12 protein-coding genes are annotated in these 13,143 nt (G+C 52.1%); 6 read left to right on the top strand and 6 right to left on the bottom strand.

The annotated features are described in order from the left end of the window. The first annotated feature begins 33 nt into the window (after positions 1-33). A complete protein-coding gene (ymdB, locus tag LCS67_RS13600; RefSeq protein ID WP_000203939.1) occupies positions 34-573 on the top strand; it encodes an O-acetyl-ADP-ribose deacetylase in 540 nt (179 codons plus the stop codon). After that, entirely contained in the window at positions 509-1,996 is a 1,488-nt protein-coding gene (locus tag LCS67_RS13595) for a phospholipase D family protein (RefSeq protein WP_000976323.1), read from the top strand. Before ymdB ends, LCS67_RS13595 begins: the two co-directional genes overlap by 65 nt. 16 nt (positions 1,997-2,012) lie before the next feature. Here LCS67_RS13595 and mdoC read toward each other — a convergent pair whose 3' ends face one another. Further along, positions 2,013-3,167 (bottom strand): glucans biosynthesis protein MdoC, encoded by a 1,155-nt coding sequence (gene mdoC / locus LCS67_RS13590; RefSeq protein WP_000100058.1) that lies wholly within the window; start codon positions 3,165-3,167, stop codon positions 2,013-2,015. A 271-nt stretch (positions 3,168-3,438) separates the two neighbouring features. Between mdoC and mdoG the strand changes: the two genes are divergently transcribed. From mdoG to LCS67_RS13575, 3 genes are all read left to right on the top strand, one after another. Beyond that, a complete protein-coding gene (gene mdoG, locus LCS67_RS13585) occupies positions 3,439-4,974 on the top strand; it encodes a glucans biosynthesis protein MdoG (protein WP_001562609.1) in 1,536 nt (511 codons plus the stop codon). Beyond that, the gene (gene mdoH, locus LCS67_RS13580) at positions 4,967-7,510 is read left to right on the top strand and encodes a glucans biosynthesis glucosyltransferase MdoH (RefSeq protein WP_001044608.1); all 2,544 of its coding nucleotides are present in this window, start codon (positions 4,967-4,969) and stop codon (positions 7,508-7,510) included. Before mdoG ends, mdoH begins: the two co-directional genes overlap by 8 nt. Before the next feature lie 73 nt (positions 7,511-7,583). Continuing rightward, positions 7,584-7,811 (top strand): YceK/YidQ family lipoprotein, encoded by a 228-nt coding sequence (locus LCS67_RS13575; RefSeq protein WP_001217832.1) that lies wholly within the window; start codon positions 7,584-7,586, stop codon positions 7,809-7,811. On the opposite strand, the gene LCS67_RS13570 is transcribed toward LCS67_RS13575, so the two are convergent. The 3 genes from LCS67_RS13570 to LCS67_RS13560 form a co-directional block, all read right to left on the bottom strand. Beyond that, positions 7,812-8,186 (bottom strand): MysB family protein, encoded by a 375-nt coding sequence (locus tag LCS67_RS13570; RefSeq protein ID WP_000180050.1) that lies wholly within the window; start codon positions 8,184-8,186, stop codon positions 7,812-7,814. A gap of 81 nt (positions 8,187-8,267) precedes the next feature. Further along, positions 8,268-9,482, bottom strand: a complete 1,215-nt coding sequence (gene mdtG, locus LCS67_RS13565; protein WP_000075053.1) for a multidrug efflux MFS transporter MdtG — start codon at positions 9,480-9,482, stop codon at positions 8,268-8,270. Between the two features lie 154 nt (positions 9,483-9,636). After that, on the bottom strand, positions 9,637-10,557 hold the full coding sequence (locus tag LCS67_RS13560) for a Kdo(2)-lipid IV(A) acyltransferase (protein WP_023213198.1): 921 nt from the start codon (positions 10,555-10,557) through the stop codon (positions 9,637-9,639). Positions 10,558-10,776: 219 nt separating this feature from the next. Here LCS67_RS13560 and LCS67_RS13555 point away from each other — a divergent pair, with 219 nt between their 5' ends. Then, positions 10,777-11,829 (top strand): rhodanese-related sulfurtransferase, encoded by a 1,053-nt coding sequence (locus tag LCS67_RS13555; RefSeq protein ID WP_001144629.1) that lies wholly within the window; start codon positions 10,777-10,779, stop codon positions 11,827-11,829. Between the two features lie 51 nt (positions 11,830-11,880). Here LCS67_RS13555 and LCS67_RS13550 read toward each other — a convergent pair whose 3' ends face one another. Beyond that, positions 11,881-12,456, bottom strand: coding sequence for a YceI family protein (locus LCS67_RS13550; protein WP_000739886.1), 576 nt, complete (start codon positions 12,454-12,456; stop codon positions 11,881-11,883). Continuing rightward, positions 12,453-13,025, bottom strand: coding sequence for a cytochrome b (locus LCS67_RS13545; RefSeq protein ID WP_001159782.1), 573 nt, complete (start codon positions 13,023-13,025; stop codon positions 12,453-12,455). The genes LCS67_RS13550 and LCS67_RS13545 overlap by 4 nt, the downstream gene beginning before the upstream one ends. Between the last annotated feature and the right edge of the window lie 118 nt (positions 13,026-13,143).

Raw genomic sequence — 13,143 nt, 5'->3', positions numbered from 1 at the left:
CTTTGCAGATAAGGTGAGACAAAGGGGGGGGTTATGACATCACGTCTTCAGGTCATACAGGGTGATATCACTCAACTTAGCGTCGATGCGATTGTGAATGCCGCTAACGCATCATTAATGGGCGGCGGCGGCGTAGACGGCGCGATTCATCGCGCGGCGGGGCCGGCATTGCTGGACGCCTGTAAACTCATCCGCCAGCAACAGGGCGAATGTCAGACGGGACATGCGGTTATCACGCCTGCTGGCAAGCTTTCGGCAAAGGCGGTTATTCACACAGTGGGGCCCGTCTGGCGAGGCGGCGAACACCAGGAAGCTGAGCTACTCGAAGCGGCATACCGGAATTGTTTACTGCTTGCCGAGGCGAATCACTTTCGTTCCATCGCTTTTCCGGCAATCAGTACCGGCGTTTATGGCTATCCACGCGCCCAGGCCGCTGAAGTCGCCGTCAGGACGGTTTCAGATTTTATTACCCGTTACGCTCTGCCTGAACAGGTATACTTTGTCTGTTATGATGAAGAAACTGCCCGGCTTTACGCAAGATTACTTACTCAGCAAGGCGACGACCCTGCCTGATAAAACACGCCTGGAGCGTGCCGTTGAACCGCTATGCGCGCGCCATCCCGGAGAGTGCGGCATTCTGGCGCTGGATAACAGTCTGGACGCTTTTGCCGCCCGCTACCGCCTGACCGAAATGGCGGCGCGGACGCTGGATGTGCAGTATTATATTTGGGAAGACGATATGTCCGGGCGGCTGCTCTTTTCGGTACTGCTGTCGGCGGCGAAGCGTGGCGTTCATGTTCGTCTGCTGCTGGATGATAACAATACGCCTGGTCTGGATGATACGTTGCGCTTGCTGGATAGCCATCCTAATATCGAAGTTCGTCTGTTTAATCCTTTCTCTTTTCGTACGCTACGCGCGCTGGGATATTTGACGGATTTTGCGCGGCTGAATCGGCGGATGCACAATAAAAGTTACACTGCCGACGGCGTAGTGACGCTGGTCGGTGGGCGCAACATCGGCGATGCCTATTTCGGCGCTGGCGAGGAGCCGCTATTTTCCGATCTGGACGTGATGGCCATTGGCCCGGTGGTCAATGATGTCGCCAATGATTTTGAACGTTACTGGCGCTGTAGTTCAGTGTCGACATTGCAGCAAGTATTATCCCTTTCTGAGCAGGAACTGACGCAGCGTATCGAACTTCCCGAATCCTGGTATAACGATGAGATCACCCGCCGCTATCTGCATAAGCTGGAAACCAGTCAGTTTATGGCGGATCTCGATCGCGGAACATTGCCGCTGATTTGGGCAAAAACACGCTTACTTAGCGATGACCCTTCTAAAGGCGAGGGGAAGGCGCAGCGCCATTCGCTTCTTCCGCAGCGATTATTTGACGTGATGGGCTCGCCGACTGAGCGTATCGACATTATTTCCGCTTACTTTGTCCCTACGCGCGCAGGCGTGGCGCAGTTGCTTAATCTGGTCAGGAAGGGCGTGAAGATCGCCATCTTAACTAACTCTCTGGCGGCCAACGATGTGGCGGTCGTTCACGCAGGGTACGCGCGCTGGCGAAAGAAATTACTGCGCTATGGCGTGGAGCTCTACGAACTGAAACCGACCCGCGAACATGAAACCGCCGTACATGATCGCGGACTCACCGGGAACTCAGGTTCCAGCTTACATGCTAAAACGTTCAGTATTGATGGTAGTAAGGTGTTTATCGGGTCGCTTAATTTTGATCCCCGTTCAACGCTTTTAAATACCGAAATGGGCTTTGTCATTGAAAGTGAAACGCTGGCGACGCTTATTCATAAGCGTTTTACGCAGAGCCAACGCGATGCGGCCTGGCAACTGCGGCTGGATCGCTGGGGACGAATTAACTGGATCGATCGTCAGCAAGAAGAGGAAAAGGTGTTAAAGAAAGAACCCGCTACGCGTTTCTGGCAGCGAGTTCTGGTACGGTTGGCGGCAATTTTACCTGTGGAATGGTTGCTGTGAACCCGCGCGCGGAAAACTACCCGATCGCGGCGCGGCTTTCTTGTTTTACCGGCGGTTTACCTGAAAAGAGAAATTTCAGGAGCGGGATGCGTAAATGAATTTCATACAGAATTAACGCAATACCCATAACAAATATCAGCCCGCACAAGAACCCGATCAGGTTGGAGGTGATATGCGGTGTAATATACGCGCCAAAGAAAAGCGTTAAGGGATGATGCACCAGATAGATAAACAGCGAAGCATTCACGAAATAGGTGACACGCGCGGACTGGAAGTTTAACAAGCGATGCCCCAGTGAGAATACCACGTTCACCATCCACAGCCCCATGACCATCGTAATCACGGATTCGGTTTCGTACATCCAGGCGTCGCCGCTCCCATAACGTTGATTCAGCAGATACGCGATAAAAGCAACGGCAGCGCCTAAAGTGCATCCGCGTGAGGGCGTGGTGAAGCGCGCTTTCAGATCGGGGTGAATGAAGGCCAACGCGCCGAGAATAAAAAATGGCACATAAAATAGCGTTTGCATCACAATAAAATTGAACATGCCGTCACTGAGGATTGCTGGATATACGATGAAAATAATGCGCCTGATAGCGGCGTAAGCGATCCCCAGCAGGAAAAAAATAAGCGAAAGTTTGGCCAGTGAAATAGCGGCGGGACGAGGCTTGCTTGTTTCCTGCCTTTTTTGGAACCAGGTAAAAATCCCGATGCTGACTGTGGTTAATATCACCAGCACCAGTAAAAACCACAGATGTGAAATGAGTTCCCACGCTAACGTATTATATTTTTCATAGGCAGAGAGTGTAGGCCAGTTCTCTGTTTTCTCTTTGACATATTGCAACAGGATAAATTGCGGCAAGGTAAGCAAAGGGATTGCGGTAAGCATGGGAATACCCACACGTTCTACCCGTACTTTCCACCAGCGTTTTAACGGATAACGTAAAAACAACATGTACGAAAAATAACCAGAAATAACAAAAAACACCTGCATACGAAAAGCGTGGATAAAATCGTTAAACAGGGTTAGCCACCACGATGGCGCGGCGCTATTGACATGCCAACTGTGAGTGGAATAGATCAACGAGATATGAAAGGGAATCCCTAACAACATCAGCCATGCGCGGATAGAGTCAAGAAAATATTCGCGCGGCGCGGGTACAGAGCTCATATAAGGTCACGTATTCTCAGATTTTTCACCTTATCCATAAGGCGAATTATAGTTACATTCGGTAGCAACCCTACACCAACTCCGACAACCTGTCTCCAGGATAAGCACGCAAAGTGAAAACAGGCGCGGGAGGTGCTTAATCCATGAGCCAGCGCGCTGAACAAAGCCTGGATTCAGTTGTCGTAATGCCTGATTATCCATTAAAATGGATCGGATCGATATAAGCACACAAAGGGGGAAGTGCTTACTTATTATGAAACATAAACGACAAATGATGAAAATGCGTTGGTTGGGCGCAGCTATTATGTTAACGCTCTACGCATCATCGAGCTGGGCGTTCAGTATTGATGACGTGGCAAAACAAGCTCAATCTTTAGCCGGGAAAGGCTATGAGGCGCCTAAAAGCAACTTGCCCTCCGTTTTCCGCGACATGAAATATGCGGATTATCAGCAGATCCAGTTTAACAGCGATAAAGCCTACTGGAACAACTTAAAGACCCCTTTTAAGCTCGAATTTTACCATCAGGGGATGTACTTCGATACGCCGGTCAAGATTAACGAAGTGACGGCGACGACGGTCAAAAGAATCAAATACAGCCCGGATTACTTCAATTTTGGCAATGTTCAGCATGATAAAGACACGGTAAAAGATTTAGGCTTCGCCGGGTTCAAAGTCCTGTACCCCATCAACAGTAAAGATAAGAACGACGAAATCGTCAGTATGCTTGGCGCCAGCTATTTCCGCGTGATCGGCGCAGGCCAGGTATATGGCTTATCTGCGCGCGGCCTGGCGATTGATACCGCCTTACCATCTGGTGAAGAGTTTCCCCGCTTTCGCGAGTTCTGGATTGAGCGTCCAAAACCCACCGATAAGCGTTTGACCGTCTATGCATTACTCGATTCTCCGCGCGCGACCGGCGCTTACCGTTTTGTGATCATTCCTGGCCGCGATACCGTGGTGGACGTGCAGTCAAAAGTCTATCTGCGCGATAAAGTAGGCAAGCTGGGCGTTGCGCCATTAACCAGTATGTTCCTGTTTGGGCCAAACCAGCCGTCGCCGACGACCAACTATCGTCCGGAACTGCATGACTCGAACGGCTTATCCATTCATGCGGGTAATGGCGAGTGGATTTGGCGTCCGCTGAACAATCCAAAACACCTCGCGGTGAGCAGCTATGCGATGGAAAACCCTCAGGGATTCGGCCTGTTGCAGCGCGGCCGCGAGTTCTCGCGCTTTGAAGATTTAGACGATCGCTACGACCTGCGTCCAAGCGCCTGGATTACCCCGAAAGGCGACTGGGGCAAAGGTAAGGTTGAACTGGTTGAAATTCCGACCAATGATGAAACCAACGATAACATCGTCGCTTACTGGACTCCGGATCAATTGCCGGAACCGGGTAAAGAGATGAACTTCAAGTACACTCTGACCTTCAGCCGCGATGAAGATAAACTTCATGCGCCGGATAATGCCTGGGTGCTGCAAACACGCCGCTCAACGGGCGACGTTAAACAGTCGAATCTGATTCGCCAGCCCGACGGCACTATTGCCTTTGTGGTGGATTTCGTTGGTGCCGACATGAAAAAACTGCCGCCGGATACGCCTGTCGCTGCGCAAACCAGCATTGGCGATAACGGTGAAATCGTTGACAGTAATGTACGCTATAACCCAGTCACTAAAGGCTGGCGTTTAATGCTGCGCGTGAAAGTCAAAGACGCGAAGAAAACCACGGAAATGCGTGCCGCATTGGTGAATGCCGATCAGACGCTAAGTGAAACCTGGAGCTACCAGTTACCTGCCAATGAATAAAACAACTGAGTATATTGACGCACTGCTGCTTTCTGAACGTGAGAAAGCGGCATTGCCGAAAACTGACATCCGCGCCGTACATCAGGCGCTGGATGCCGAGCATCGGACTTACTCGCGAGAAGACGATTCACCGCAGGGTTCCGTAAAAGCCCGCCTTGAACACGCCTGGCCGGATTCATTGGCGAAGGGGCAGTTAATTAAAGATGATGAAGGGCGCGATCAGTTGCAGGCTATGCCAAAAGCGACGCGCTCTTCGATGTTTCCCGATCCCTGGCGAACCAACCCGGTTGGCCGTTTCTGGGATCGCCTGCGTGGGCGGGATGTAACGCCGCGCTATGTTTCTCGTCTGACAAAAGAAGAGCAGGCGAGCGAGCAAAAATGGCGTACCGTCGGCACTATACGCCGCTATATTTTGTTAATTTTGACTCTGGCGCAAACCGTTGTCGCGACCTGGTATATGAAGACCATTCTGCCTTATCAGGGATGGGCGCTCATCAATCCTATGGATATGGTGGGGCAGGATATTTGGGTCTCCTTTATGCAGCTCCTGCCCTACATGCTGCAAACCGGTATCCTGATTTTGTTTGCCGTGCTGTTCTGCTGGGTGTCAGCCGGATTCTGGACGGCGCTGATGGGCTTCCTGCAACTGCTTATCGGGCGCGATAAGTACAGCATCTCCGCGTCTACGGTTGGCGATGAGCCCCTCAATCCGGAACACCGGACGGCGCTGATCATGCCTATCTGTAATGAAGACGTTAGCCGCGTTTTCGCCGGTCTGCGCGCGACCTGGGAGTCCGTTAAAGCCACAGGCAACGCCGCGCATTTTGACGTCTATATCCTTAGCGACAGTTATAACCCGGATATCTGCGTGGCGGAGCAAAAGGCGTGGATGGAGCTTATCGCGGAAGTGCAGGGCGAAGGCCAAATTTTTTACCGCCGCCGCCGCCGCCGTATGAAACGCAAAAGCGGCAATATTGACGATTTTTGCCGCCGCTGGGGCAATCAGTACAGCTATATGGTGGTGCTGGACGCGGACTCAGTGATGAGTGGCGAGTGTCTGAGCGGGCTGGTGCGCCTGATGGAAGCGAATCCAAACGCCGGGATTATCCAGTCTTCGCCGAAAGCGTCGGGGATGGATACTCTGTATGCCCGCTGCCAACAGTTCGCGACCCGTGTTTATGGGCCGCTGTTTACCGCCGGGCTGCACTTCTGGCAGTTGGGAGAGTCGCACTACTGGGGGCACAATGCCATTATCCGCGTGAAACCGTTTATCGAGCACTGCGCTCTGGCGCCGCTGCCGGGAGAAGGTTCGTTCGCCGGATCGATTCTTTCCCACGACTTTGTGGAGGCGGCGCTAATGCGTCGGGCAGGGTGGGGCGTCTGGATTGCCTACGATCTCCCCGGCTCCTATGAAGAGCTGCCGCCAAACCTGCTGGATGAGCTTAAACGCGACCGCCGCTGGTGTCACGGCAACCTAATGAACTTTCGTCTGTTCCTGGTGAAAGGAATGCACCCGGTGCATCGCGCCGTGTTCCTGACGGGGGTAATGTCATATCTGTCCGCGCCGTTATGGTTTATGTTCCTCGCGCTTTCTACCGCGCTGCAGGTCGTTCATGCGTTAACAGAGCCGCAATATTTCCTTCAGCCGCGCCAGCTTTTTCCGGTCTGGCCGCAGTGGCGTCCGGAACTGGCAATCGCGCTGTTTGCGTCAACGATGGTGCTGCTGTTCCTGCCGAAGCTGCTCAGTATTATGCTGATCTGGTGTAAAGGCACCAAAGAGTATGGCGGTTTCTGGCGCGTTACGCTGTCGCTGTTGCTGGAAGTGCTGTTCTCCGTGTTGCTGGCGCCGGTGCGTATGCTGTTTCATACCGTGTTTGTGGTCAGCGCGTTTCTCGGCTGGGAAGTGGTCTGGAACTCACCGCAACGCGACGATGATTCTACGCCGTGGGGAGAAGCCTTTATGCGTCACGGTTCTCAACTGCTGCTGGGGCTGGTCTGGGCGGTGGGTATGGCGTGGCTGGATTTACGCTTTCTGTTCTGGCTGGCGCCGATTGTCTTTTCGCTGATTCTGTCGCCATTTGTTTCGGTGATCTCCAGTCGTTCAACGGTAGGATTACGCACCAAACGCTGGAAGCTGTTCCTGATCCCGGAAGAGTATTCGCCGCCTCAGGTATTGGTCGATACCGATAAATATCTGGAGATGAATCGCCGCCGTATTCTGGACGATGGCTTTATGCATGCGGTATTTAACCCGTCGCTTAATGCGCTGGCGACCGCGATGGCCACCGCGCGTCACCGCGCCAGTAAGGTGCTGGAAATAGCCCGCGATCGTCATGTGGAGCAGGCGCTAAACGAAACGCCGGAGAAACTGAACCGCGATCGGCGTCTGGTTTTGCTCAGCGATCCGGTGACGATGGCGCGTTTACACTATCGGGTCTGGAATGCGCCAGAGAGATACTCTTCCTGGGTAAACCATTATCAGTCTCTCGTCCTGAATCCGCAGGCGTTGCAGGGACGAGCATCGTCAGTGGGATAAGGTCTTCAGGTCTGGAGTGAGGTGAAAAATACCGGCGTGATGCCGGTATTTTTATAGTGAAATGAGGTATCAGGTGCGTATATTCGCGGTGAGCATAATGGTGATTACCCTGAGCGGCTGCGGCAGTATTATCAGCAGAACGATCCCCGGACAAGGACACGGCAACCAGTATTACCCTGGCGTGCAGTGGGATATGCGTGATTCCGCATGGCGCTATATCACTATCCTCGATCTGCCTTTCTCACTGATCTTCGATACATTGCTGCTGCCGCTCGATATTCACCACGGGCCTTATGAGTAATTAACGCTCATCCCATTCGTCTGCCGCAGTACGGCCTTCCTCGGTATCAAGCGGGGGTTCAAGCTGGAATTCCCCTTCATCCCATTCATGCAAGGTATTCTCTTCCTGCCACTCCTGGCGGATCTCTATCTCATCATAATCGCCGTCAAACACGCTCTGCGCGGCTTCACCACTCAGCATCGGCAGACATTCGCCATCTTCACCTTCATCGGCGAAAAATTCGACCTGCCACATGATGTCCCCATCCTGCAGTACATATTTCTGAACGTTGAACTGCTGCACATTCGCTTCATCTTGTTCGAGGCCTGGATGGTCAGCCAGAAATTCTTCCCGGGCTGCATCTATAGCTTCTTCCAGCGTGGCATACATGGTCATCAGTGTCTCCCTTTGACTTGACGAGGTATTTAGGGAAAGAATAGCTGATTCTGTGATATTGCAAGTATGAAAGCGCAAAAATCATTCTATTGCCAGTCTGCGCCGTCGTAAGCTGTTCCATGAATAGATAGCATTGAACAACACCACGCCTGCCGTGACGCAGAATACGGCGCGGAAGCCATAGCTCGCGGAAATTGCGGCGCCCATGAGAGGGCCGGTGACGTTGCCGATATCGCGGAAAGATTGGTTGTAACTGAATATGCGCCCGGCTATCTGGTTGGTAGAGTTGTAAACCAGCAGAGTTTGAACGGCTGGCAGCAGCGCGCCATCCGCCGCGCCAAGCAGAAACCGCAATAGCGCGAGCTGCCACGGCGTTTGCACAAAAGACATTGGAATCAGCAGCAGTACGGAAATAATCAGCGCGACGATAAGGATCTTTTCCGGGCCAATTCTGTCGCCGAGCTTGCCGAGCCGGGGGGCGCTAAGTAATGCCGCCACGCCGGGAACGGACGCTATCATCCCGCTAATGAACGCAATATTACTGACATTTCCCGCGAGTTCGCGCACATAGAGTGTCAGGATGGGCGCAATAGACCCCGTCGCCACCTGAATAATCAGCGTGGTGACAAACAGGCTTAACACCAGGCGGGGATTTTTTAACGAGGCGACCACTTCCCGAACGTGAAGCATCTCTTTTTTGCTCACCGGCAGGAAATTCTCGCGAATAAAAAAGAAGGTGAGCAGAAAACAGATAAACAAAACGCTGGCGGTAATAAAAAAGACCGGGCGAAGACCGTAATGGTCGGCGAGCAGACCACCCGCAAGTGGGCCAAGCAGAGCGCCGCTGACGCCGCCAGTAGAGAGCGTCCCTAGCGCCCAGCCGCTTTTGTGGCGCGGCACCTGAGTGGCGATGAGCGCATTGGCGTTGGGAATAAATCCGCCCAACAGGCCTAATAACGCGCGGAGGATCAGAAATTGCCAGATATTTTGCGCCATGCCCATTAACAGCATGACAATGGCCATGCCGAGAGCAGAACGCAACAGCATGATCTTACGCCCTTTACGATCCGCCAGACCGCCCCAAAAAGGGGAAGCGATAGCTGAAAAGAGGAACGTAATACTAAAGACCAGCCCGGACCACATGTTGAGCGCGCTATGGCCTGTTACGCCGAGTTGCTCAACGTAGAGAGGGAGAAAAGGCATGACCAGACTGAATGCCGCGCCGGTTAAAAAACAGCCCAGCCAGGTAACGGTTAGATTGCGTTTCCAGTTTATGGGGACATCAGAGGGTGACATAGCGTTCCACAGTATGATGCGCGGTTTGCGCTATCATCAATTTAATTATGAGCGTACTAATTATAATTATGCGCCGACCTTACCAGCCTCGCAATGTGGGGAGCTTTTAAAGCTAAAAGAGGGGAAAAATTGCAGCCTGACGGCTGCAATCCTGTCAATAGCGCGACGGTACGCCTTCAGGGCGAGTTTTAAAGCGGCGATGCAGCCACATATACTGCTCTGGCGCCATCATAATGCACTGCTCAACAATCTTATTCATCCATGCGGCAGTCGCTTCTGCGCTCTCCAGTGGAGGCGAATATTCCGCAGGAAGAATGATCAGTTCGTAGCCTTTCCCATCGGGTTTACGGCGAGGCACGAAGGGGATAATACAGGCTTTAGACATGCGCGCGAGCATCCAGGTACCGGAGGTCGTGGCAGCCTGGTCGATAGCGAATAATGGTACAAAAACGCTGGCGCGCGGGCCATAATCGTGATCCGGCGCATACCAGATCAATTCGCCGCTTTTCAATGCCTTAACCATGCCTTTCAGATCTTTGCGATCCAACATCGATTTATTGGAGCGTAAGCGTCCCCAGGTCTGTAACCAGTCGAGCAACGGATTATCATTCGGGCGATAAACTCCGATACCCGGGTTATGCATACCAAACATGCGGGCGCCAAACTCAAGGGTAAGAAAATGTATTCCTACCAGAATGAACCCCAGCCCCTGCGCCTTAACTTCACGGATATGCTCCAGACCGCTCGCTTCCATCCAGCGGTTCACTCGCCGATCGGGCCAGAACCAGGCCATGCCGGTTTCCATCACGCCCATACCGACGGATTCAAAGTTTTTGACCACCATGGTGTGGCGTTCCTGCGCGCTCATTTCCGGAAAGCATAATTCAAGGTTGCGATAGGCGATTTTCGCGCGGCGTTTCATTACGCGTCGCGCCAGGTGGCCCAATGCGCAACCCAATTTATAGATGACCGGGTAGGGGAGTTGCACGACCAACCAAAGCGCGCCTATACCCAACCAGGTTAACCAATAGCGCGGGTGCAGTAAGGCCACGGAGAACTTAGGCAACTTCGTCATTTCTATCCTGTCTTTCAACGAACAATTCCCCGTATTCTCGCATCTTTTTGCGTTGAGCAAAAATATGTAGCAGGAGAGTGGCGATTAAATCGACAATTGTTGTTAATTATTTAGTGTAAAGCAGGAAATGTAGCGCAAAATGTGTGGATGTAAATTGGCGAGACTTGCCTTATCATGCCTGCCCACTTTATTTTTTGCTGATTGCAGGATACGTACACCATGCCAGTGTTACACAACCGCATCTCTAATGACGAGCTGAAAGCCAAAATGCTGGCGGAAAGCGAGCCGCGTACGACAATTTCTTTTTATAAATATTTCACTATCGCCTCGCCGCAACAGACGCGGGACGCGTTGTATCAGGTGTTTACGGCGTTGGACGTTTTTGGTCGCGTTTACCTGGCGCATGAAGGCATCAATGCGCAAATCAGCGTGCCGCAAAGCAAGCTCGAGACGTTTCGTCAACAGCTTTATACGTTCGACCCCGCGCTGGACGGGCTGCGTTTAAATATCGCGCTGGAGGATGACGGAAAGTCATTTTGGGTGCTGCGTATGAAAGTTCGCGACCGTATCGTTGCTGACGGTATTGACGATCCGACTTTTGACGCCAGTAATGTCGGCGATTATCTGAAGGCGGCAGATGTGAATGCGATGCTGGACGATCCTGACGCGGTCTTTATTGATATGCGCAACCACTATGAGTATGAAGTCGGCCATTTCGAAAATGCTCTGGAAATCCCGGCGGATACGTTTCGTGAACAGTTGCCAAAAGCGGTTGAAATGCTGCGGGAACATGCAGATAAAAAGATAGTGATGTACTGTACCGGCGGTATTCGTTGTGAGAAAGCCAGCGCCTGGATGAAACACAACGGTTTCAATAAAGTCTGGCATATTGAGGGTGGCATCATTGAATACGCCCGTCGCGCGCGCGAGCAGGGGCTTCCCGTTCGCTTTATCGGCAAAAATTTTGTATTTGATGAGCGAATGGGCGAACGAATCTCGGATGAGGTTATCGCGCATTGCCATCAGTGCGGCGCGCCCTGCGATAGCCATACCAACTGCAAAAATGACGGTTGCCATCTGCTGTTTATCCAGTGTCCGCAGTGCGCCAGTAAATTTAACGGCTGCTGTAGTGAACAATGCTGTGAAGAGTTGGCCTTGCCGGAGGAAGAACAGCGCCGACGTCGTGCGGGTCGCGAGAACGGCAACAAAATTTTTAATAAATCGCGTGGTCGGCTTAATAGCAAACTGAGCATTCCCGATCCGGCTGAGTAATATTTTGCCGGATAGCCGCGTAAAGGCCGCTATCCGGCATTTCTCCAGGCGTTACTTCTGCTGAACGCCTTCTACTGAGATGATAAGCTCAACCTCTTGTGAGGCCGGGCCGAGATCGGTAGTTATATTGAAATCCTTCAGCTTAATTTTTCCTTCGGCCTCAAAGCCCGCGCGCTTACCGCCCCACGGATCGTCGCCCTGGCCCATCAGCTTCGCTTCCAGCGTCACCGGTTTAGTCACGCCATTGAGTGTCAGATTGCCGGTAATATCCAGTTCATCGCCCTCTTTTTTCACGCTGGTAGAGGTGAAGGTTGCCTGCGGGAATTTCGCAACATTAAGAAATTCCGCGCTACGCAGGTGTTTGTCACGTTCGGCATGGTTAGTGTCGACGCTATTGGTGTTAATGGTCACGTTCACTTTGTCTGCCGACGGATTTTTTTCGTCAAAAGTAAACGTGCCGTCGAAATCTTTAAAGGTGCCGTACAGCCAGCTGTAGCCCAGATGCTGGATGCGGAAATTGACGAACGCATGTTGGCCTTCTTTATCAATTTTATACTCCGCCGCCACGGCGGAACCGGTCGTGAATAACAAGGATGCGAGGGTGAATCCCAGCAGGTTTTTTTTCATTTTTGAGCTCCATAGTCAGATGACGACATTCCTGTCATACGTTTCAGTGTGTCGTCTTTATCGATGAAATGGTGTTTTAGCGCCATAACCCCATGCGAGAGCGAGATAATGACCAGCGACCAGGCAAACCACAGATGCAGCGTTCCGGCGATGTCAGCCTGCGCGCCCGCGTCCGTAAGCGTGGCCGGAATCTCAAACCAGCCAAAGACGCTAATCGGTTTACCGTCGGCGGTGGAAATCAGGTAGCCGCTAATGATTATCGCAAAGAGCAGGAGATACAGGAGGAGATGACCTGCGGCGGCGCCAGCGCGCGTTAAACGGGAATAGCTGGTCAACGCAATGGGCGGCGGAGAATAAAGCCGCCAGATAATACGCACGATCAGCGCCATCATCAGTAATATGCCAATACTTTTATGTATTTCCGGTGCCTGGTGATACCAGCCGTCGTAATAACTGAGCGTGACCATCCATAAACCCAACGCAAACATGCCATAGACCACCAGGGCGGTCAGCCAGTGGAGCGCGGCGGAAACCACGCCATAACGCTGTGGAGTATTTTTAAATTGCATAAACACACCAATCAATATTTCACGAGAGAATGAAAATGGCGTGGAAAAGCGCCGAATGCAACTTATAAATAAGAATTTGAATGATATTTATTTTTATTTCAATAATTTTGATGTTGTT

The organism is Salmonella sp. A7, from assembly GCF_020181675.1.
GTDB classification, from domain to species: domain Bacteria; phylum Pseudomonadota; class Gammaproteobacteria; order Enterobacterales; family Enterobacteriaceae; genus Salmonella; species Salmonella enterica.
The sequence above is the reverse complement of the archived record's forward strand: the minus strand, read 5'-3'. Positions and strand labels throughout refer to the sequence as shown.

Bases quoted from the DNA above. Each gene is read 5' to 3' on its own strand.
- LCS67_RS13550 (WP_000739886.1), bottom strand. From the start codon at position 12,456: ATGAAAAAAAACCTGCTGGGATTCACCCTCGCATCCTTGTTATTCACG.
- mdoC (WP_000100058.1), bottom strand. From the start codon at position 3,167: ATGAGCTCTGTACCCGCGCCGCGCGAATATTTTCTTGACTCTATCCGC.
- mdoG (WP_001562609.1), top strand. From the start codon at position 3,439: ATGATGAAAATGCGTTGGTTGGGCGCAGCTATTATGTTAACGCTCTAC.
- mdoH (WP_001044608.1), top strand. From the start codon at position 4,967: ATGAATAAAACAACTGAGTATATTGACGCACTGCTGCTTTCTGAACGT.
- LCS67_RS13570 (WP_000180050.1), bottom strand. From the start codon at position 8,186: ATGACCATGTATGCCACGCTGGAAGAAGCTATAGATGCAGCCCGGGAA.
- ymdB (WP_000203939.1), top strand. From the start codon at position 34: ATGACATCACGTCTTCAGGTCATACAGGGTGATATCACTCAACTTAGC.
- LCS67_RS13555 (WP_001144629.1), top strand. From the start codon at position 10,777: ATGCCAGTGTTACACAACCGCATCTCTAATGACGAGCTGAAAGCCAAA.
- LCS67_RS13595 (WP_000976323.1), top strand. From the start codon at position 509: ATGATGAAGAAACTGCCCGGCTTTACGCAAGATTACTTACTCAGCAAG.
- mdtG (WP_000075053.1), bottom strand. From the start codon at position 9,482: ATGTCACCCTCTGATGTCCCCATAAACTGGAAACGCAATCTAACCGTT.
- LCS67_RS13545 (WP_001159782.1), bottom strand. From the start codon at position 13,025: ATGCAATTTAAAAATACTCCACAGCGTTATGGCGTGGTTTCCGCCGCG.
- LCS67_RS13560 (WP_023213198.1), bottom strand. From the start codon at position 10,557: ATGACGAAGTTGCCTAAGTTCTCCGTGGCCTTACTGCACCCGCGCTAT.